General features: G+C 74.5%; 16 protein-coding genes. 9 read left to right on the top strand and 7 right to left on the bottom strand.

Features of this window, described 5'->3' with window-relative positions:
* Positions 1-127: 127 nt before the first annotated feature.
* Together ACXJKF_RS13230 and ACXJKF_RS13225 are read left to right on the top strand one after the other, a co-directional pair.
* Entirely contained in the window at positions 128-1,075 is a 948-nt protein-coding gene (locus tag ACXJKF_RS13230) for a phosphotransferase (RefSeq protein WP_456788175.1), read from the top strand.
* Positions 1,072-1,770: a tyrosine-protein phosphatase gene (locus ACXJKF_RS13225; RefSeq protein WP_456788174.1), complete on the top strand. Its 699-nt coding sequence runs from the start codon at positions 1,072-1,074 to the stop codon at positions 1,768-1,770. Before ACXJKF_RS13230 ends, ACXJKF_RS13225 begins: the two co-directional genes overlap by 4 nt.
* A 176-nt stretch (positions 1,771-1,946) precedes the next feature.
* Here the strand turns inward: ACXJKF_RS13225 and ACXJKF_RS13220 are convergent, their stop codons facing one another.
* The 3 genes from ACXJKF_RS13220 to ACXJKF_RS13210 all read right to left on the bottom strand — a co-directional run bounded on the left by ACXJKF_RS13220 (position 1,947) and on the right by ACXJKF_RS13210 (position 9,888).
* On the bottom strand, positions 1,947-5,678 hold the full coding sequence (locus tag ACXJKF_RS13220; RefSeq protein ID WP_456788173.1) for a UvrD-helicase domain-containing protein: 3,732 nt from the start codon (positions 5,676-5,678) through the stop codon (positions 1,947-1,949).
* Positions 5,675-8,875 carry an ATP-dependent helicase gene (locus ACXJKF_RS13215; protein WP_456788172.1) on the bottom strand — a complete coding sequence of 1,067 codons (3,201 nt, stop codon included), beginning with the start codon at positions 8,873-8,875 and terminating at the stop codon, positions 5,675-5,677. Before ACXJKF_RS13215 ends, ACXJKF_RS13220 begins: the two co-directional genes overlap by 4 nt.
* A 62-nt stretch (positions 8,876-8,937) precedes the next feature.
* Entirely contained in the window at positions 8,938-9,888 is a 951-nt protein-coding gene (locus ACXJKF_RS13210; RefSeq protein ID WP_456788171.1) for a DUF3152 domain-containing protein, read from the bottom strand.
* Between the two features lie 47 nt (positions 9,889-9,935).
* Here ACXJKF_RS13210 and ACXJKF_RS13205 point away from each other — a divergent pair, with 47 nt between their 5' ends.
* Positions 9,936-10,604, top strand: coding sequence for a TetR/AcrR family transcriptional regulator (locus tag ACXJKF_RS13205; RefSeq protein ID WP_456788170.1), 669 nt, complete (start codon positions 9,936-9,938; stop codon positions 10,602-10,604).
* 80 nt (positions 10,605-10,684) lie between these two features.
* The gene (locus tag ACXJKF_RS13200) at positions 10,685-10,909 is read left to right on the top strand and encodes a DUF3107 domain-containing protein (RefSeq protein WP_055915598.1); all 225 of its coding nucleotides are present in this window, start codon (positions 10,685-10,687) and stop codon (positions 10,907-10,909) included.
* 68 nt (positions 10,910-10,977) lie between these two features.
* On the opposite strand, the gene ACXJKF_RS13195 is transcribed toward ACXJKF_RS13200, so the two are convergent.
* Complete coding sequence (locus tag ACXJKF_RS13195) at positions 10,978-11,676, bottom strand: ferritin-like fold-containing protein (RefSeq protein WP_456788169.1); 699 nt, start codon at positions 11,674-11,676, stop codon at positions 10,978-10,980.
* A 332-nt stretch (positions 11,677-12,008) separates the two neighbouring features.
* On the opposite strand from ACXJKF_RS13195, the gene ACXJKF_RS13190 reads away from it, so the two are divergent.
* Complete coding sequence (locus ACXJKF_RS13190; RefSeq protein ID WP_456788207.1) at positions 12,009-13,727, top strand: DEAD/DEAH box helicase; 1,719 nt, start codon at positions 12,009-12,011, stop codon at positions 13,725-13,727.
* A 53-nt stretch (positions 13,728-13,780) separates the two neighbouring features.
* On the opposite strand, the gene ACXJKF_RS13185 is transcribed toward ACXJKF_RS13190, so the two are convergent.
* Together ACXJKF_RS13185 and ACXJKF_RS13180 are read right to left on the bottom strand one after the other, a co-directional pair.
* Positions 13,781-14,404, bottom strand: coding sequence for a MarC family protein (locus ACXJKF_RS13185; RefSeq protein ID WP_456788168.1), 624 nt, complete (start codon positions 14,402-14,404; stop codon positions 13,781-13,783).
* Entirely contained in the window at positions 14,401-15,243 is an 843-nt protein-coding gene (locus ACXJKF_RS13180; RefSeq protein WP_456788167.1) for a PHP domain-containing protein, read from the bottom strand. Before ACXJKF_RS13180 ends, ACXJKF_RS13185 begins: the two co-directional genes overlap by 4 nt.
* Before the next feature lie 38 nt (positions 15,244-15,281).
* Between ACXJKF_RS13180 and ACXJKF_RS13175 the strand changes: the two genes are divergently transcribed.
* Positions 15,282-16,808: an aminopeptidase P family protein gene (locus ACXJKF_RS13175; RefSeq protein WP_456788166.1), complete on the top strand. Its 1,527-nt coding sequence runs from the start codon at positions 15,282-15,284 to the stop codon at positions 16,806-16,808.
* Between the two features lie 178 nt (positions 16,809-16,986).
* Here ACXJKF_RS13175 and ACXJKF_RS13170 read toward each other — a convergent pair whose 3' ends face one another.
* Positions 16,987-17,697 (bottom strand): general stress protein, encoded by a 711-nt coding sequence (locus tag ACXJKF_RS13170; protein WP_456788165.1) that lies wholly within the window; start codon positions 17,695-17,697, stop codon positions 16,987-16,989.
* A 120-nt stretch (positions 17,698-17,817) separates the two neighbouring features.
* Between ACXJKF_RS13170 and ACXJKF_RS13165 the strand changes: the two genes are divergently transcribed.
* Genes ACXJKF_RS13165 through ACXJKF_RS13155 form a run of 3 tightly spaced genes read left to right on the top strand, consistent with a single transcriptional unit; the run spans position 17,818 to position 20,883 of the window.
* Positions 17,818-19,125, top strand: a complete 1,308-nt coding sequence (locus ACXJKF_RS13165) for a magnesium transporter MgtE N-terminal domain-containing protein (RefSeq protein ID WP_456788164.1) — start codon at positions 17,818-17,820, stop codon at positions 19,123-19,125.
* A complete protein-coding gene (locus ACXJKF_RS13160; protein ID WP_456788163.1) occupies positions 19,118-19,705 on the top strand; it encodes a DUF1003 domain-containing protein in 588 nt (195 codons plus the stop codon). Before ACXJKF_RS13165 ends, ACXJKF_RS13160 begins: the two co-directional genes overlap by 8 nt.
* 38 nt (positions 19,706-19,743) lie before the next feature.
* Complete coding sequence (locus tag ACXJKF_RS13155) at positions 19,744-20,883, top strand: Mrp/NBP35 family ATP-binding protein (protein WP_456788162.1); 1,140 nt, start codon at positions 19,744-19,746, stop codon at positions 20,881-20,883.
* Positions 20,884-21,135 lie beyond the last annotated feature (252 nt).

Genomic DNA, 21,135 nt, shown 5'->3' with positions numbered 1-21,135 from the left:
GGTCACCGTACGCGGCGGCGATCGAGCGTGCGCACGCGCCCGCAATCCGGCGCCGCGGGAGCAACCGGGCGAAGACACGCCGTGCGGCTCGGCCAGGACGGCTCCATGGCCCGCCTATCCTGGACAGGTGGTTCGATCCCCTCTCGCCCTCGCCGCGCTGGCGACCGTCGCCGTGCCGGGACTCGACGCCTTCGACGTCCGGCGGCCCGCCCAGCCCGGGTCCGACTTCGACACGGCGGTCGTGATCGACGCCCACCGCAACCGGTGGGTCGTCCGCGCGCCGCAGCACGCCGCGGCCGGCGCCGCCCTCGAAGCCGAGATCGTCCTGCTCGGTGTGCTCGCCACCGAGGCCGAGCGCGGGCGGCTCCCCTTCGCCGTCCCTGCACCCGTCGGGTTCGCGCACCTGCCCGAGGGTGGACGCGCCGCCGTGCACACCGAGATCCCCGGCGAGCCCCTGCGGCTCGACCGTCTCGCCCCCGGGCCCGGCCTCGCCGCCGACCTGGGTCGCGCGATCGCCGCGGTGCACGAGCTCCCGACCAGCCTGGTCGAGAACGCCGGGCTGCCCGCCTACGACGCCGGCGAGTACCGCAGGCGCCGCCAGGCCGAGGTCGACGAGGCCGCACGCACCGGCAAGGTCCCGCCCGCGCTGCTGCGTCGCTGGGAGGACCGCCTCGAGGACGTCGCGCTCTGGCGCTTCCGGCCCACCGTCATCCACGGCGACCTCACCTCCGAGCGGGTCCTGGTCCACGGCGACAAGGTCACCGGCATCCTGCACTGGGGAGACGCCTGCGTCGCCGACCCCGCCGACGACCTCGCCTGGCTCCTGGTCGCGGCCCACCCCGACACCACCGACTCGATCATGGAGGCGTACCAGCTGCGCCGGACCGAGCTCACCGACCCGCACCTGGCCGACCGCGCACTCCTCGCCGGGGAGCTCGCCCTGGCCCGGTGGCTGCTCTACGGCGTGCGCACCCAGGACCCCGAGATCATCGACGACGCCGTCGCCATGCTCGAGGAGCTCGACGCCCACACCCGCGAGGACCAGGGCGCCCCGGCCGAGCCACTGCTCGCGTGATCGACCGCTCCGTCAGCTGGGGCGGTCTGCACAACGCGCGGGACCTCGGCGGCCTGCCCGCCGGGACCACGGTCACGCGGACCGGGCGCATCTTCCGCACGCCCCGGCTGGACGGCCTCGACGCGCAGGGGTGGACCGAGCTGGTCGACGCCGGAGTGCGGACGATCGTCGACCTGCGCAACCCGCACGAGATCGAGCCCCTGCCCCTGCCAACCGACGTCACGCGGCACCACCGGCCCGTCGAGGTCTGGGAGGACCGCGACTTCATGGCCCGCTGGGGCGGCGTGCTCGACTCGCCGGAGTACTACCACGCGGCCCTCGAGACCTGGCCGGGACTCGTGGTCGATGCCGTCCGCGCCGTGTCGGACGCCCCCGACGGTGCGGTCGTCATCCACTGCGCCGCCGGTCGGGACCGGACGGGCCTGGTCTCGGCGCTCCTGCTGTCGGTGGCCGGGGTGTCGCAGGAAGCGATCGTCGAGGACTACGCGACCTCGGTCGTCGCGATGAATGACTACGCGCTGGCCGGTCTCGGCGACGAGACCGGGCGCACCCACGACGAGCTCGACGCGCGGCTGGCCGAGGTGACCGGTCACCTCCGCGACCTCTTGGCCGACCTCGACGTCGCCGGCTACCTGACCGGGCACGGCATGTCCACCGACGAGCTCTCGCGCATCCGGGCTCGGCTGCTCGACTGACGCGCGGCGCGCGCCGCTCTCGCGGGGCCGCAGCCTCGCGCCGGTCGACCCGCCGGGTCCCCGACGGGCGCCCGGTCGCGGTGCCCAGCTCAGCAGGCGCCCCTCCGAGAGCCCCGAGCTGGGGGCTCACGCAAGCGGCGACGACCTGCTCGTCGCGGATCGGAGCGCCGCACCGCTCAGTCGACGTCGAAGAGCGTGGGCGCAGGCTGCTGCGCGGACCGGCGTGGCGGAGCCGCGTTCGTGCCTTCCCACCCCGGTCGGCGACGAGCTGGCGTGTTCGTGCGCGAGCCGCGACGGTTCGACCGTGGTTCGCCGGCGCCGGTGCCGGTGCGCTGGGGACCCTGGGTCTGCGTCGCCGCGCGCAGCAGCTCCGTGATCTCGGCCTCGTCGAGCAGCCGGTCCGGGTAGACGGTCACGCCGGCACCGACGTAGCAGAACGCGGCGCGCACCTGACCCAGCGGGGTGCCGGTCCACCGCGACCACGCGAGCCGGTACACGGCCAGCTGCAGCTCGCGGGACGCCCGAGCGACCTCGTCCTTCGGCGGGGCACCGGTCTTCCAGTCGACGACCACCACCGGCTGCGGCGTGCCCGAATCGCCCCCGCCCGCCGCGGCTGCTCCCGTCGCGCCCGTCGCGACGTCCGTGAGCACCGCGACGTCCGGGAACACCGCGTCGATGCGGGAGCGCAGGACGTAGCCGTCGACCGAGATCTCGATGTCCACCTCGACCGCGACGGGTGACCTGTTCGCCCACTCCGTCGCCAGGAACGCGTCCCGGAGCGCCTGCTCGTCCAGGTCGAGGGCCGTCGAGTCGTCGTCGGCACCAGGCAGCGCGTCGACGTCCACCAGAGAGGCGCTGCCGTACCAGCCCTCGACCCACGCGTGGAACCGGGTGCCACGACGAGCCTGCGACGACGGTTCGGCCGGGACCGGTCGACGCAGGTGCTGAGCGAACTCGCCAGGGTCGCTCTCCAGCCTGACCAGCGCCGATGCCGACAGGTGCGCGGGGAGCTCCACCTCGCCCGACGGTGTCCGCACCCGCTCACGCTCGGCCAGCAGGCGGTCGGAGAGCACGTCCCACGGGTGCGCCACCGGCACCGGAGCCGTCTCCTGGGCCGGCGTCACGTCCGGAGCCGACGTCGCCGCCGGCGTGGCCCCCGAGCCTTCGACGACGTCGACGGGGACGATCGCGACAGCGGGCGGAAGGTGGGTCGCGTCGACGGAGGCCTCGGACTGCCGCGCGCCGCGCGCCGCCATCGCCTCACGCACCCGCGCGGCCGCGTCCTCCACGTACGTGCGCCGCGTCGACCCGGCCTCGGTACCGAAGGGGTCCGCGGGCCAGGACGCCGTGAGCACGAGCGAGGCGCGCGGGTTGGTACTGCCGTCGTCGGGCACGCCCTCCCAGCCGCCGGTCTGGACGAGGCCGGCCTCGGCGAGCTCCGTGAGGAACACGGAGACCTTGCGCACGCGGGTGCCGTCACCCCACCACGCCGCGGTGAGCAGCAGGTCGGAGCGGGCCCGGGTCAGCGCGACGTAGGCGAGCCGGCGTTCCTCGGCGACCTGGTGGTCGCCCGCGTCGAGCACGAACTGCTTGCGCCGCTCCTCCAGCTCCTTGGGGTCGTCCGCACCCGCGTACGGGAACACGGGCAGGTCGTGGCGGTCGCCGCGCAGCGGGTACGGCAGCGATCCGAGACCGGTGAGCCACGCCGAGTCCTTCGGTCCGTCCTTGCCCTGGGTGGCAGTGGCCGGCAGGCTCCCGTCGACCAGGCCGGCGACTGCGACGACGTCCCACTCGAGCCCCTTGGCCGCGTGCACCGTGATGAGCTGCACGGCGTCCGGATCGGGCTCGGAGACCGGCATGTCCAGACCGTTCTCCCGGGTGTCGGCCGCCTCGAGCCAGGCGAGGAAGCCGCCGAGGTTCGGGTGGTCGGCGGAGCGGGCGAACTCGACGGCCACGTCCCGGAACGCGTCCAGCTGCGCACGTGCCCGGCCGGGCGAGGTCCGCGCGCGCGCCGCGACCTCGATGTCGAGCCCGAGCAGCCGCTCCGCCTCGCCGACGAGCTCCGGCACGGACAGGTAGCTGTGTGCACGCAGTGCCCGCAGCGTCATCGCGAGGTCCGCCAGCCGCGCGCGGCCGACCGCGCTGAGCGTCCGCCCGCCACGGCTGGTCCAGCCCTCGGCAGGAAGCTCGGTGATCGCGTCGAGCGCGTCCACGATGCTGCGTTCGTCCACCGCGTCGGCCTCGACGACCACGTCGACCGACGCATCGGCACCGACGGCCGCCCCGGCGGTCGCGCCGGCAGGCTCGTCGAGCACCGGTCCGCGGCTCCGGGACCGCGGGCCGCCACCGTGCCGCGCCGCCAGCTCACCGGACCACGCCGCGAGCGCATGCAGGTCCGACGCCCCGAGACGGGTGCGGGCACCGGTGAGCAGACGCATCAGGGCGTCGCCGCGGGCGGGGTCGTGGGCGGTCTGCAGGAGGGCCACCAGGTCGACCACCTCGGGCGCGGACAGGAGGCCCCCGAGCCCGACGACCTCGACCGGCAGCCCTGCGTCACGCAGAGCGCGGCGCAGCGTCTCGAACTGGGACCGCTTGCGGCAGAGCACGGCCGCCGTGACCCGGTCGTGCCCCTGGCCGGCGGGCCGCCAGCGGTCGCGGACGAACTGCGCGACGGCACGTGCCTCGTCCTCGACGGTCTCGGCGACGTGGGCATGCACGTGTCCGTCGCCGGCGCCGGGCCGGGCGGCGAGCACCGGCACGGGCACGCGGGTGGCGGACGCCCGCAGCGGCGCGGCGACGTGGTTGGCCGCCGCGAGGATCAGGCGGTCGTTGCGCCACGACGTGGACAGCTGGTGCACGTCGGCCGGCGAGCGGTCGCCGTCCGCGTGGACCTGCGGGAAGGACGTGGGGAACCCCTCCAGGCCGCCGGCGCTCGCTCCGCGCCACCCGTAGATCGACTGGTTCGGGTCACCGACGGCGGTCACCGGGTGCCCGCCGCCGAACAGCGCGCCGAGCAGCGTGAGCTGCGCGTAGGAGGTGTCCTGGTACTCGTCGAGCAGCACCACCCGGAACCGGCGGCGCTCCCCGGTGCCGACCTCGGGCACGTCGAGCGCCAGCCGGGCCGCGAGCGCGACCTGGTCACCGAAGTCGATCGCGTCGGCGGCGCGCTTGCGGTTGCGGTACTCGGCGACGAGCTCGAGGACACGCACGCGCTCCCCCAGCGAGCGCATCAGCTTCCTGACCTCGGCGTACGGCTCGCGCGGCGGGGTGCCCGGCGGCGTCGCGGCGAGCCCGTCGAGGATCTCCTCGATCCCGGACCGGGCCTGGGCCGCGTCGAGCAGGTGCTCGTCCAGCGCACCCGACAGCGCGAGCACCGCCTCGATCACCGTGGAGGTCGCGGCGTCGGTGTCGAGGTCGTCGCTCCACGCCTCGACCACCTCGGACGCGAGCTGCCACTGCGCGGCCTCGCCGAGCAGCCGCGCCGACGGGTCGAGGCCGAGCCGCAGCGCGTGGTCGGCCACCAGGGAGGCCGCGTAGGAGTTGTAGGTGGAGATCGTCGGCCGCGCGAGACCCGCCAGCCCGTCGGTCCGTGCGGTGTCGACCGTCCCGCCGAGGACCAGCCCGTCGGCCGCGGCCGCCCGGGCGAGTGTGCGCAGCCGCTTGCGCACACGCTCGGCGAGCTCCCCGGCCGCCTTGCGCGTGAACGTCAGGCCGAGCACCTGCTCCGGCTCGACGATGCCGTTCGCCAGCAGCCAGACCACGCGGGCGGCCATCGTCTCCGTCTTGCCCGAGCCGGCGCCGGCCACGACGAGCGACGGGCCGAGCGGCGCCTCGATCACGACGCGCTGCTCCGGGGTCGGGGGTGGCTGACCCACCAGGGCAGCGATCTGCGCGGCGGAGATCGTCATGCGACCACCTGCCCGCCCTCGCCCCGGACCGGGCACGAACGCCGGACGGGGCACCGGTCGCACAGGTCGTTCGCGGTCGCCTCGAACGTGGACGCGGCCATCTTGTCCGCCACCTGGTCGACCATGGTCCGCGCCCAGCTGGGTCCGTCGACCTCGGGCCCGAGGGGCTCCTGGGACCGCGTCACGGCCGCCGCGCCCGTGCCGAGGAAGACGAGCTGCGCGCCGCCGCTCGTCGTCCCGTCGGGCAGCCCGTCGAACGCGCCGGAGTCGACGGCGAGCTGGTAGGCCCCGAGCTGGGGGTTCTCGGCGGCCTTGGTCACGCTGGGCGGGCTGGCGCCGGTCTTGAGGTCGACCACGCGCACGACCGGCCCTGCGGCGCCGTCGTCGACGAGCTCGATACGGTCGACGGACCCGCGCAGCGACGCCCTGTCGGTGTCCACGGCGAACGCCCCCTCGACCAGGAGCGGCTCCCCCGCGCTGCGCAGGTAGACAGCGAGCCGGTGCACCATCGCGTCCGCCTTGCGACGGGTGGCCAGTGCGGGCCACCCGGCGCCGAGCCCCAGCTCCGCCCACCGCCGGTCGAGCGCCGCGGACAGCTCGGCCTCGGTGCCCCGCGGGTGCTCCTGCGCGATCGCGTGCAGCAGCGTGCCGAGGTTCTGCCCCCCGCTCGCCGAGGACGTCCCGCCTGCCGCCTCGAGCGCCCACCGCAACGCGCAGCGCTGGGCGGTCTCGACCTTGGACGGGGAGACCGGCACGCGCGTGTCCGCGTCCCACAGGGGTGCCCGGCTGGACGGCTCCGCGAGGCCGTACCACTGCGCCGGGTCCGCACCGGGCACGTCGGCCGCCGCCAGCCGTGCGAGCGTGCGCGCCGCCGCGGGGTCGGGTTCCGCTCCGTCGACCGCCGCCTGCTCGAGGTGCGCCCGCAGCTGCGCGACGAGGCCGCGCAGGTCCAGCGGGGAGGGCACGCTCGTGCGCCGGGTCTCGCCCTCGTCGTCGGAGGGGTCCACCAGCTCGAGGAACGGGGACGGCTGCTGGTCGGCGTCGTCCACCGCCGTGACCAGCAGCGACCGACGGGCGCGGGAGCAGGCGACGACGAACGACCGGAGCTCGTCGGCCAGCACGGCGTCCCGCGCGGCGGCCGCCGTCTCGGTGTCGTCCGCGCCGCTGGGCAGCGCGCGGCCCGCGACGAGGTCCACCAGGGCCTGCGCGCCCAGCAGCGAGTCGCGCAGCCGCAGGTCGGGCCATGCGCCCTCCTGCACCCCGGCGACGACGACGAGGTCCCACTCCCGGCCGGCGGCTCCCGCCGGCGTCAGCACCTGCACCGAGGCACGTCGGGCGCGCGCCGCCAGCGAGTCCGACGGGAGGTCCTGCGCCTGGAGCCAGTCGACGAACGCGCCCGGCGTCGAGCGCGGCATGCGGTCGACGAACGTCTCGGCGGCGCGGAACAGCGCCAGCACCGCGTCGAGATCGCGGTCCGCGCGCTCTCCCGCCGCACCCCCGGCGAGCGCAGACCTGCGCCACGGCTCGGCCTGGTCGGCCGCGCTCCAGAGCGCCCACAGCACCGTCTGGGCGTCGGCACCGGTCACCGCCGCAGCCTGCCGACCGGCCGCCAGGACGCGCGCGAGCCGCGCGACCGGGCGCGCGCCCGGCACATCCAGCGCGCCGTCCGAGCCGAGCGCCTCGACGAGCAGCGTGTCGCTGGTCCGGCCACCGCCCTGCGCCAGCTCGTGCGTGCGCAGCGCCCGCCGCACCCGCCGCAGGCCCACGGTGTCGAGGCCGCCGAGGGGCGAGCACGCCAGCCGGGCCGCGGTGGTGGCGTCGAGGTCCGCGGCACCGACGCACACGCGCATCGCGTCCAGCAGCGGCCGCGCCGCCGGCTCCTCGCGCAGCGGCACGTCGCTGCCCAGCACGCTCACCGGGACCGAGGCCCCCGTCAGTGCCCGCCGCAGCGCGGTCACCTGGGCGCCGGACCGCGCGACGACGGCCATTTGCGACCACGCCACGCCGCGCTCGACGTGCGCGCTGCGCAGCGCGTGGGCCACGAACGCCGCCTCCTGCGCGGTGCTGGGCAGCACCGCGACCCGCACGTCCCCGTCGCCCGGCCTGGCCGCGACCGCCCGTCGGTGCTGCACCCCGCCGACCGCGCCGACGCGCTCCGCGACCCGCCCGACGACCGCCCGCAGCCCGGCGTCGTGCCGCCACGCCGTCCGCAGCACGATCGTGCGCGCACCGAGCTCACCGGGTCCCGGCCCGCGCACGCCCGCGCGTCCGACCAGCGACGGCGTCGCGCCGCGGAACGTCTGCACGGCCGCGTCCGGGTCGGCGAGCAGCAGCAGCCGGGCACCGTCGTCGGCGAGCACCCGCAGCAGCCGGGCGGTGGCCGAGGTGCTCTCCTGGTGGTCGTCGACGACGACGAGCCGCCAGCGCGGACGCACCGCACCGGGGACCTCGTCCTCCCAGGTCAGCAGCGCCTGGGCCGCCTCGTCGACGACGACCGCCGGGTCCAGCCGGGCGCCCAGGTCCGGGGTGCCGGCGCGCAGCTGCACGACGTCGAGGTACTCCTCGTACAGCCGCGCGGCGCTCGCCCAGACGGGCCGGCGGTGCGCGTCGGCGAGGGCGGCCAGGTCCACCGGGGTCAGTCCGCGCTCGGCCGCGCGCATCAGCAGGTCGCGCAGCTCGTCGCGGAAGGGTCGCAGACCGAGCACGTCCGGCCGGACCTCGGCCGGCCACGCGAGCGGCACCCCGTCGCCGGCGGCGTGGCCCGCCAGGAGGTCCCCCAGGAGCAGGTCCTGCTCGGCGCCCGAGACCAGCGTCGGGACCGGGTCACCCAGGAGGGACGCGCGCGCCCGGAGCACCGAGAACGCCGCCGCCGCAGCGGTCTGCACGAGCGGGCGGCCCGACGTCCGTCGCAGCCGCGCCGATACGCGGTCCCGCAGGTCCGCCGCGGACCGCCGGCCGGACGAGAGGACCAGCACGTCCTCCGGGGACAGTCCCCCCTCGACCGCGGCGACGACCGCCTCGAGCGCGACCGTCGTCTTGCCGGTGCCCGGGGCGCCGAGGACGAGCACGGCGGGATCCGTCGCGGCGACCGCCGCAGCCTGCTCCGGGTCCAGCTCCACGAGGGCACCCGCGCCCTGCCCCGGGACGTCCGCGAACGCCGGGCGCACGAGGCGCAGGGCGTGCGGGGAGCCGGTCACGCGCCGATCCCATCACGAGCCACCGACACCCGGGTGCACGACCCGCGCGCACGACCGACGTGCTACGGGAACGGCCAGGAGCTCGGGATGCAGGGTGCCGCCTTGTAGCTCTGCTGCTGCATCAGCGGAGCCGGCTGCCCGGCGCCGGGGCACCGCTCGTGCCGGTGCCCGAGCAGGTGACCGACCTCGTGGTTGACCAGGTACTGCCGGTAGCCCGACTTGTCGGCGCCGTACTCCTGCGTCGCCAGGGTCCACCGACGCAGGTTCAGCACCGCCCGACCGTTCGTGCCGCACGACACCTGGCCCCCGGTGTCGAGGGGCGCGCACAGGTCGTCGACGGCCGTCGGCGAGGCCAGGATCACGCGCAGCTCCGCGTCGCCGTCGGTCCGCGCGAACGACAGCGACCCGTCGGCGCCCCACCCGCGAGGGTCGTTCAGGGTCGCCATGACGGTCGCGGCGAACGCGGTCCCGTCGACCAGGAGGCCGTCCTCCACCTCGACCCGCACGGTGCGGACCGCACCCGTGCCCGGACCCGGGTCCGCACCGGGGACCACGGTGAACGTGCCCGCGCCGGACTCGACGACGTCGGGCGTGAGCAGCCCCGCGTCGACGTCCTGGGCCGTCAGACCGGGAGGCAGGGCGACGATGCCGGGGGGCGGGTCCGACGGCAGCATCCCGACCGGGACGTCCACCGGCTCGGGCACCAGGAGGTCGCGCCCGCTGGACCCCCGGCTCTGCAGACCGGTCCGGTCGACGGTCTCGACGGGGGCCGGCGACGAGGTGCCGAGCGCGGTGCTCACCAGGGCCGCGGTCTGCGGGGCGCCTGCGGCCCAGAACGCGCTGCCGGCGCCGAGGCCGAGCCCGACGACCGCGACGACGGCCGGGAGAACACGCCCGGCGGACCGACGCCGGCCCGTCCGGGAGACCGCGCGGTGTCGACGACGGGAGGCCGACGGCCGCAGGGAAGCGCGCGTCGGCCCCTGGTCGGTCCGTAGCGGTTCCGGGGTCGTCACCCGGTCATCGTCGCATCCCTGACACGTGCCGTGGCTACCATCGCGGGATGACGGACGGGACAGACGACTCGACCCCGCGGGCACGCAGCCCGCGGATGGCTCGCGACGAACGCCGCGCCCAGGTGCTGCGCATCGCCCAGGAGCTCTTCTCCTCCGAGGGCTTCCACCACGTCTCCATGGACGACATCGCCGAGCGGGCCGAGGTCAGCAAGCCGGTCCTCTACCGCCACTTCCCCTCGAAGCTCGACCTCTACCTCGCCGTCGTGGACCAGAACGGCGCCGACCTGCTGGTCGCGGTGGACGCCGCCGTGTCCGGGATCGAGCAGGGTCCGGTGCGCCGGGGCGACGGGCGCGACGTCATCGCCGCGATCGTCGAGGCGTACATCATGTTCGTCGAGGGCGCAGGAGAGTCGTCCGCGCTGCTCTTCGAGTCCGACGTCACGCACGACGCCGACGTGCGTGCCCGGGTCGAGCACGCCTCCTCCGAGGCCGCCCGTCGCATCTCGGTGGTCCTGTCGCAGGTCACAGCCCTGCCGCTGGATGACGCGAGCATGCTCGCCGTCTCGTTGATCTCGATGGCGCAGGGCGCTGCGACGTACCGATTGCGCCAGCCGTCCGACTCCGGGCCCGAGCGCACCGTGGAGCTGGTCACCCAGCTGGCCTGGGGCGGGGTGTCCGCGCTGATCCGGCCCGACTTCGAGTACGAGGACGCCTAGGATCGGACGACGTGCCCCGGCCCACCGGACGCGGGCGCCCGAGAACCACAGCGTGGAGTAAGGACGTGAAGGAGATGACGGTGGAGATCACCATCGGCGTGCAGAACCTGCCCCGGGAGATCAGCCTCGAGTCCGACCAGACGCCGGACGAGGTCGCTGCCGCCGTGGCCGCCGCCCTGAGCGGTCGCCCGGCTCTCGAGCTGGTGGACGTGCGTGGCCGTCGGGTCATCGTGCCGACCGCGAGCCTCGGCTACGTCGAGATCGGTTCCGAGTCCAAGGGTCGCGTCGGCTTCGGCAACATCTGACAGCGCGCACGACGAAGCCCCGCACGGATCCGTGCGGGGCTTCGTCGTGCGGTCAGGCCGTCAGGCGCTCAGGCGGTCAGGCCCAGGCGGCTCATCCGACGCGTGTGCTGGGCGGTGAGCTCTCCGAAGAGCTTGGTCGGTGCGTTCGGCGGTGCGGCATCCGAGCTCGCCGACCCCACGGCGACGAGCCGCACCAGCGCGGGCCGCTGGACCAGGAGCCGCTGCACGACGCCGAGCGCCTCGCCGACCAGCCGCCGGCCCCACAGCGCGAGCCGGGCGGTGAGCACGCCGTCAGCCGACCCTGCGGCGTCCAGCTCCGCGACGGCGAGCTCCGCGTGGGACGCGTCGTCGAGCACCTCGAGCACGACCGCGCGCGAGCCCGCGTCGAGGCCCTCCGCGGCGAGGCGGCAGAAGTCGTCGGCCACGCCGTACCCGACGTAGGACTTGAGCAGCCGCTCCCACCACGAGCCGGGCTGCGTGCGGGCGTCGAAGTCGTCCAGGACGTCGTCGTACTGGCGCACGGCCTCGACCGGGTCGCCGCCGATCTCGGTGATGCGGGCCAGGACCCGGTCACGACGCTCGACGGCCGCCGACGCGAAGCGGCTGAGCTCGAGCCGCTGCTCGATCGTGGGCGCCAGCGCGGAGTCGGCGGCGAGGCGCGCGAAGGCGACGTGCTCGAGCTGCGCGACCAGGCCGAGGAGCTCGATGGCGTCGGAGTGCTCGAGGGAGCCGGCCTCGGGAACGGCCTCAGCACGCGTCGTCGTCATCCGAGGATCGTAGCCCCGGCGGGGCGGCGACCGACCGACCGGGGGCGTCGGATAGACTGTGCAGGTAATTCGGTTGCCCGGTCGTCTAGGAATCCCCGCTTTTCGACGATCAGACCCATTCTCGCGCAGCCCCGGATCCGTCCGGACGACGCGCGCGAGTCGACTTGCACGATCGGCTGCCGGCCAACCCGCGTGGTGAACTCCGCTGTCGCCCGGGACGCTCCGACACCCGTCGGCCCCGGCAGCGCGCGGCACACCACCCTTCGCAGTGAAGAGTCCTCGTGACCACCACCGACGAGACGCCGGAGCAGGTCTCTGCTCTGGCCGAGCCCATGACCCGCCCCCTGAAGAACACCTGGTCCTCCGTGCAGGCCGTCGAGGCCTCGTTCGCGGACTTCGACGTCCGCCCGGAGATCGTCCAGGCGCTGGCCGACGCCGGCATCACGCACCCGTTCCCGATCCAGGCGATGACCCTGCCGGTCGCGCTGTCCGGCCACGACATCATCGGCCAGGCCAAGACCGGCACCGGCAAGACCCTCGGCTTCGGCGTCCCGCTGCTGCACCGCGTGGTCGCCCCCGGCGAGGAGGGCTACGAGCAGCTCCCCCACCCGGGCAAGCCGCAGGCGCTCGTCGTCGTCCCGACGCGTGAGCTCGCCGTGCAGGTGGCCGGCGACCTGGCGACCGCCAGCGCGCGCCGCTCGGTCCGCGTGCTGCAGGTCTACGGCGGCCGCGCGTACGAGCCGCAGATCGCCGCGCTGAACGCCGGTGTCGACGTGGTCGTCGGCACCCCGGGCCGCATGATCGACCTGCTCAAGCAGCGTCACCTCGACCTCTCGCACGTCAAGGCGGTCGTCCTCGACGAGGCCGACGAGATGCTCGACCTCGGCTTCCTGCCCGACGTCGAGACGCTGCTGGCCGCGACCCCCGCGAGCCGCCACACGATGCTGTTCTCGGCCACGATGCCGGGCGCCGTCGTCGCGATGGCCCGCCGCTACATGACGCAGCCGACGCACATCCGCGCCGCGGACCCGGACGACGACGGCCAGACCGTCAAGAACATCAAGCAGGTCGTCTACCGCGCGCACGCCCTCGACAAGGTCGAGATGCTGGCCCGCATCCTGCAGGCCCGTGGCCGCGGCCTGACCATCGTGTTCGCGCGGACCAAGCGCACCGCCGCGAAGGTGGCCGACGACCTGGTCGAGCGCGGCTTCGCGGCCGGCGCGCTGCACGGCGACCTGGGTCAGGGCGCCCGCGAGCAGGCGCTGCGCGCGTTCCGGCACGGCAAGGTCGACGTCCTCGTCGCCACCGACGTGGCCGCCCGCGGCATCGACGTCGAGGCCGTCACGCACGTCATCAACTACCAGTGCCCCGAGGACGAGAAGACCTACCTGCACCGCACGGGCCGCACCGGCCGCGCGGGCGCCAAGGGCACCGCCGTCACGTTCGTCGACTGGGACGACATCCCCCGCTGGGGCCTGATCGACAAGGCGCTCGGCCTGGGCATCCCGGCGCCGATCGAGTCGTACTCCTCGTCGCCGCACGTGTACGAGGACCTCGACATCCCCGCGGGCACCAAGGGTCGCCTGCCGAAGTCGCAGCAGACCCGTGAGGGCCTGGGCGCGGAGAAGCTCGAGGACCTGGGCGAGACGGGCAAGCGTGGCGGAGGCCGTCCCGGCGGCTCGCACTCCGACCAGATCCGGGGCAACCGCGGTGGCGACTCTCGTCGTGGCAGCGACTCGCGCTCCAGCGACTCGCGTCCCGCCTCGGCGCCGCACAGCTCGGGCCCGCAGGCCGAGCGTCCTGCCGACGAGTCCGGCGAGCCCCGCGAGGGCGGCACCCGTCGTCGCCGCGGCGGCCGCGGTCGCGGTCGCGGTGAGGGCGGCACCGAGAACAGCAACCCGGCCCCGGAGTCGGCGTCCAACGGCGCCACCGCGGAGCAGGGTGCCGAGGGTGGCGGCACCAGCCGCCGCAGCCGCAACCGCCGGCGCACCCGCAGCGGCCAGCCCGCCGAGGGCGGCGGCGCCGCGCAGGCGTCGGCCACCGAGGGCTGACGACAGACAGACGGACGGGGTGCGGCTCAGCAGAGCCGCACCCCGTCCGGCGTCTAGGCCGCCTTGATGAAGGCCTCGACCGCGTCGGCCACGAGCTGCACCGCGATGGCGGCCAGCAGCAGGCCCGCGATCCGGGTCACCAGGATGGTGCCCGAGTCGCCCAGGACGCGGTGGATGACGTTGGCGAACCGCATCGCCAGATAGAGGGTCACGTGCACGGCGACGACGCCGAGCGCGATGGCCACCCAGTCGGCGACGGTCTTGTCGGACTGCTGGACGAAGACCATGGTCGCGACGATGGCACCGGGGCCGGCCAGCAACGGCGTGCCCAGGGGCACCAGGGCGACGTTGACCTTCCCGTTCCCCGACGGCTGCGGCTCCTCCATCTTGCCGGTCAGCAGCTCCATGGCGATGAGCAGCAGGAGCAGCCCGCCGGACGCCTGCAGCGCGGGCAGCGTGATGTGCATGTAGTTCAGCAGCGACTGCCCGAACAGCGCGAACGCGACGATGACGCCGAGCGCGACGAGCACGGCCTGCCGCGCGGCCCGGTTGCGCTGCTGGCGGGTCATGGCCCCCGTCAGGCCGAGGAAGATCGGGACGACCCCGGGCGGGTCCATGATCACGAACAGCGTGATGAAGACGGACGCGAAGAGGTAGGCGTCGAACACGTTGCTCATGGCCGCACCACGTCCGTCGTCCCCTGCTCCTCGATCGCTGCGAGCGCCTCGGGCGCGGTCAGGTTCTCCCCCAGCCGGTTGGCCTTCCCGGTCCCGTGGTAGTCGCTCGACCCGGTCACCAGCAGCCCGAGCCGGTCGGCGATCGCGGTCAGGCGCTCGCGCTGCGCGGGCGAGTGGTCGCGGTGGTCCACCTCGATCCCGCCCAGGCCGGCCGCGGCGAGGCGGTCGAACACGCGGTCCGGCACGATCCGGCCGCGGGCATCGGCACCGGGGTGGGCGAAGACGGGGACGCCGCCGGCCGCCCGGATCGCCCGCACGGCGTCGGGCCCGTCGGGGGCGTAGTGGGGCACGTGGTACGGCCCGGCGGCGGAGAGCAGGTGCGCGAACGCGGCGTCCCGGTCGGGCACGATGCCCAGGGCCACCAGGGCGTCGGCGATGTGGGGACGGCCCACGACGACCGCGTCGCGGGAGTGCTCCAGCACGTCGTCCCAGGTGATGGGGACGTCGACGGCGAGCAGCTCGACGATCGCTCGCGCACGGTTGAGCCGCGCGTCCCGCGTCTTGTCCAGCTCGACCGTGAGCGCGGGGTGCGTCGGGTCCTGCAGGTAGGACAGCAGGTGGATGCTGATCCCGTGGGCGCGGGCCGACACCTCGGTCCCCCGCACCAGCGCGATCCCGTGCGCACGGGCCGCCGCTTCCGCCTCCGCCCAGCCGGCCGTCGTGTCGTGGTCGGTGAGGGCCACCACGTCGAGCCCGGCGGCCGCCGCTTCCGCCACTACCTGCGTGGGTGCACCGGTCCCGTCCGACGCCGTCGAGTGGGTGTGGAGGTCGATGCGCACGGCCTCACGGTAGTCGGCGTCAGTGGGAGGATGGCGCCATGAGTGAGGACCTGACGCCCGAGACCACTGCCGAGCAGCCGTTGGAGGACCGGGGCAGCAACCGCTCCCAGCGCCCCAGCTCGGCCGAGTTCGTGCGGTTCATCACGTCCGGCTGGGGCGAACGCCCGTCGTCGAGCCTCCAGCGCAGCCCGGCCGCCGACCACACCTCCGCGCGGCGTTCCGCGCTCTCGGCGCAGTTCCCCGGCGAGCGGCTCGTGATCCCCGCCGGCACGTTCAAGCCGCGGTCCAACGACACCGACTACCGCTTCCGCCCGCACTCCGCCTTCGCGCACCTCACCGGGCTGGGGTCCGAGCAGGAGCCCGACGCGGTGCTCGTGCTGCACCCGGTCGAGGACGGCACGGGCGACGACGGCAGCGGCCACCGCGCGGTCCTGTACATCCGCCCGCTGGCGGGCCGGGACTCCGAGGAGTTCTTCTCCGACGCCCGCTACGGCGAGTTCTGGGTGGGCGCCCGTCCGACGCTGGAGGACCTCGAGACCCTGACCGGGGTCCGCACCGCGCACGTCGACGACCTGCGCGACGGCCTGGCCAAGGACGTCGGCCCGGACGGTGTGCAGGTGCGCGTGGTCCCCGACGTCGACGAGGCAATCGAGGAGCTGGTCGAGGAGATCCGCGCGACGGAGGCCGCCGGGCAGCGGGACGAGAAGCTGGCCGAGGCGCTCTCCGAGCTGCGCCTGGTCAAGGACGCGCACGAGATCGAGCAGATGCGCCTCGCGGTGGACACCACGATCGACGGCTTCGAGAAGATCGTCCGCGCCCTCCCCGACGCGATCGCGCACCGCCGCGGTGAGCGGGTCATCGAGGGCACGTTCATCGGCCACGCCCGGGTGGAGGGCAACGCGGTCGGCTACGAGACGATCGCCGCGTCCGGCGAGCACGCCACGACGCTGCACTGGACGGACAACGACGGCCAGGTCCGCGCGGGCGAGCTGGTGCTGGTCGATGCCGGCGTCGAGATCGACTCCCTCTACACCGCCGACGTGACGCGCACGCTGCCTGTCGACGGCACGTTCACCGACGTCCAGCGTCGCATCTACCAGGCGGTCCTCGACGCGGCCGACGCCGCGTTCGCCGCCGCCGTGCCGGGTGCCAAGTTCCGGGACGTGCACGCCGCCGCGATGCAGGTCATCGCCGAGCGGCTCGAGGAGTGGGGGCTGCTGCCCGTCACCGCGCAGGAGGCGCTGCTGCCGGAGAACCAGCACCACCGCCGGTGGATGGTGCACGGCACCAGCCACCACCTCGGCCTTGACGTGCACGACTGCGCGCAGGCCCGCGCGGAGCTCTACCTCGACGGGATCCTCGAGCCCGGCATGGTGTTCACCATCGAGCCCGGCCTGTACTTCAAGTCCGACGACCTGCTGGTGCCGCAGGAGTACCGCGGGATCGGCGTGCGGATCGAGGACGACGTGCTGGTCACCGCGGACGGCAACGAGAACCTGTCGGCCGCGCTCCCCCGCGACCCCGACGCCGTCGAGGCGTGGATGGCGGGTCTGCTCGGCCGCTGAGTGTCGATCGGGCCGGCGGGTCCGCGTCACCACCTGTGAAGGGACACCCCGACACAGGAGGTAGACATGGACCCGAACCTCGCACTGCTGTTCTCGAAGGGCTTCACCCTGCGAGAGGTGCACAGCGCAGAGCCGGACGCCCCGCAGGTCGATCCGGAACCGACCTTCCGCGAGCGCCTCAGGGCGCGGTCGGCGGCCCGCTCGGTGGCGCGATCGTCGGCCCGGGCTGCCCGGGTTGATCGGAAGGCTGTCCGGGCGGCGGAGCGGGTGGTCCGGGCGGCGCGACCGGCGGCACGGTCGGCGAGCCCCACGGCTGCGAGTCCGCAGCCGGTGGGTACGCACCCGACGGATCCGACGGGCTGGTGGTGGTGAACGGCGCCGGCGGACGCGCCGGCCAGCCGGACTGGACGCCCCCGATCTCCCGCAGGAGCTCACGCGCCTTGTGCGCCTGCTCCTGCCGGCAGAGCACCGCGTAGGACGACGCGACGATCTGGCTGGTCGACGTGAAGTCGCGCTTCCCCCGGGAGAACGAGTACGTGAGGATCGCGAACAGCAGGCCGAACGCACCGCCGATGAAGATGGCGGGCACCAGCGGGCTCTGCGCGCCCGGCGTGGTGAACAGGCTGAGCAGGAGCCCGACGAAGAGGCCGAACCAGGCACCGGACAGGAACCCGCCGAGCGCCACGCGCGGGTAGGAGAGGCGACCGGTGACCCGCTCGACCATCTTCAGGTCGGCTCCGACGATCGTGACCAGCTGCACCGGGAACGCACTGTCGGCGAGGTGGTCGACGGCCTTCTGCGCCTCGAGGTAGGTGGCGTAGGCGGCGACCGTCTCACCCTGCGGCGGCGTGGGGGTGCGCGGGGGGCGGGCGTTACCGGAGAACGACATGTCGCGATCCTCTCCCAGGGCCGCAGAGATCGCCAGGCCCGGTCGACGCGCGGCCGACGCGCGCCCGAACAACTGGCGCTGCGGCATCCGACGTCCGGTGCCCGGTCTAGGCTGACCGACGTGAGCAGCGTCGGGACCAGGGTGTTCGTCGCGCGCCTTGCCGGGACCAACGTATTCGACCCCCTCGGTGACCAGGTGGGACGGGTGCGTGACGTCGTCGTGCTGGTGCGCCCCAAAGGGCTGCCCCGCGCCGTCGGGCTCGTGGTCGAGGTGGCAGCGCGCCGCCGCGTCTTCCTCCCGCTCACGCGTGTCACCGCGATCGACTCCGGGCAGGTCATCTCGACCGGCCTGGTGAACATGCGCCGGTTCGAGCAGCGAGCCTTCGAGACCCTCGCGGTGGGCGAGCTGCTGGACCGCACGGTCGAGTTCGTCGACGGCTCCGGGCCGGCGACCATCGAGGACGTCGCCATCGAGCTGCAGCGCAACGGCGACTGGGTCATCTCCAAGGTGTTCGTCCGCCGCAACCCCGCGGGCCGCTCGGGCATCCTGCGCCGGCGCGGCGAGACGCTGCTGGTGTCCGTCGACGAGGTCACCGGGCTCGGCCAGGCGAGCGCCGCCCAGGGCGCGGAGCTGCTGCTCGCGCAGTACGAGGACCTCAAGCCGGCCGACCTCGCCGACGTCCTGCACGACCTCGGCCTGACCCGGCGGCTGGAGGTCGCCAGCGCGCTGGACAACGAGCGGCTGGCCGACGTGCTGGAGGAGCTGCCCGAGGACGACCAGGTCGGCATCCTGCAGGGCCTCGCCCTGACGCGCGCCGCCGACGTGCTCGAGGCCATGCAGCCGGACGACGCCGCCGACCTGCTGGGCGAGCTGCCCGACGAGCAGGCCGCCGAGCTGCTCGAGCTCATGGAGCCCGACGAGGCCAAGGACGTGCGGCGCCTGCTCGCGTACGAGGACAACACCGCGGGTGGCCTGATGACCACCGAGCCCGTGATCCTCGGCCCGGAGACGCCGATCGCCGCCGCGCTGGCGCACGTGCGCCGCCAGGACCTGACGCCCGCGCTGGCGTCGATGGTGTTCGTGGCACGCCCGCCGCTGGAGACGCCGACCGGCCGCTTCATCGGCGTCGTGCACCTGCAGCGCCTGCTGCGCGAGCCGCCGCACGAGGCGATCGGCTCGATCGTCGACACCGACATCGAGTCCATCACCGTGGACGCGCCGCTGCTCTCGGTGACGCGCAACCTGGCCACCTACAACCTGCTGGCCCTGCCGGTCGTCGACGCGGAGAAGCGCCTGCTCGGTGTGGTCTCCGTCGACGACGTCCTGGACCACCTGCTGCCCGAGGACTGGCGGGAGACCGACGACGAGGGCAACTTCCCGGACACCAGCGTCCTCGGCATCACGCGCCCGGGGGTGAGCCGTGGCTGACCGCCTGGACACCCCGCTGGAGACGCGCCGCCGGTTCATCCGCCGGCCGCAGCTGGACGAGGACGCCTCCGGCAAGATCTCGGAGAGCATCGCGCGCTTCCTGGGCACGCCGCGCTTCATCATCTACCTGAGCGTGTTCTGCCTGGTCTGGATCGCCTGGAACGCGAACTGGGGCCCGGACCGGCCGCGGTTCGACGACCCCGCGCAGGGGTTCACGGCCCTGACGCTGATGCTCTCGCTGCAGGCGTCGTACGCGGCCCCGCTGATCCTGCTCGCGCAGAACCGGCAGACCGACCGCGACCGCGTGCAGGCCGAGCAGGACCGTCAGCGCTCCGAGCGCAACCTCGCGGACACGGAGTTCCTGGCGCGCGAGATGGCGGCGCTGCGCATCGCGCTGTCCGAGGTGGCCACCCGCGACTTCGTCCGCTCCGAGCTGCGCAACCTGCTCGAGGACCTCGCCGCCGAGCAGCGCGACGGGGACAAGGAGCACGACGGCGACCGTCCGGACAAGAAGGGCGATCGTTCCGAGAAGAAGGCCGACCGCTCCCGCGGCAGCGCGGACCGCCAGGCACGGGGCTGAACGCCGGGTCCACGTCCGACCGACCTACGATGGGCCCCATGCCGGACCCCACCGACCCCCTGCTCGACGCCATCCGCGAGGCGCTGACCCACGTCCTCGACCCGGAGATCAAGCGGCCGATCACCGATCTCGGCATGGTCCGCTCCATCGAGGTCGCCGGCTCCCGGGCGACGGTCGGCATCGACCTGACCACCCCCGGCTGCCCGTTGAAGGACACGCTGACCCGCGACGTCAGCGCGGCGGCGGCCACCGTGGCCGGCATCGACGACGTCTCGGTCGTGTTCGGCGTCATGTCGGCGGAGCAGCGGGCGGCCCTGCGGACGCTCCTGCGGGGCACCGACTCCGAGCCCGTCATCCCGTTCGCGCAGCCCGGGTCGCTGACCAAGGTGTTCGCGATCGCGTCGGGCAAGGGTGGCGTCGGCAAGTCGTCCGTCACGGCGAACCTGGCGGTCGCGATGGCTGCCGACGGGCTGAAGGTCGGCATCGTCGACGCGGACATCTACGGCTTCTCGATCCCGCGCATGCTCGGGGTCACGCGGCAGCCGACCCGGGTCGACGACATGCTGCTGCCGCCGGAGGCGTTCGGCGTCCTCGTCGTCTCGATCGGCATGTTCGTCCCGCCCGGTCAGCCGGTGGTCTGGCGTGGCCCGATGCTGCACCGCGCGCTGCAGCAGTTCCTCGCGGACGTGTTCTGGGGCGACCTGGACGTGCTGCTGCTCGACCTGCCGCCCGGCACCGGCGACATCGCCATCTCCGTGGCGCAGCTGCTCCCGAGCTCCGAGATCGTGGTCGTCACCACCCCGCAGCTCGCCGCCGCGGAGGTCGCCGAGCGCGCCGGGTCCGTCGCCGTGCAGACGCGGCAGCACGTGGTCGGCGTCGTGGAGAACATGGCCTGGCTCGAGCAGCCCGACGGCTCGCGGCTCGACCTGTTCGGCTCCGGGGGCGGGCAGACCGTCGCGGACAACCTCTCGCGCATCACCGGCGGCGACGTGCCGCTGCTCGGGCAGGTGCCGATCGACGTGCGGCTGCGCGAGGCCGGCGACGCGGGCACGCCCGTCGTGCTGAGCGCCCCGGACTCCCCCGCGGCCCAGGCCCTCCAGGCTGTCGCCCGCTCGCTGACGTCCCGCCGCCGTGGCCTCGCGGGCCGCTCCCTGGGCCTGACCCCCGCGGGCCGCTGACGCGGCCTCCGCCGCCCTCTCACGACGTCCGCCCGATCGAGCGCTCCGCGACCAGCCCTGCGGACGCAGCGCCGGCTTCCGCAGCGTCCGCACTCCGTCGTGCTGGAACCCGCACGAGCGCGGACGCCCCTCGTCGCCGTCGGCAACGTCCGCACTCCGTCGCGCTGGAACCCGCACGAGCGCGGACGTGCCTCGTCGCCGTCGGCAACGTCCGCACTCCGTCGTGCTCGAACCCGCCGGAGTGCGGACGTA

This window comes from Cellulomonas sp. P5_C5 (assembly GCF_054049655.1).
The sequence above is the reverse complement of the archived record's forward strand: the minus strand, read 5'-3'. Positions and strand labels throughout refer to the sequence as shown.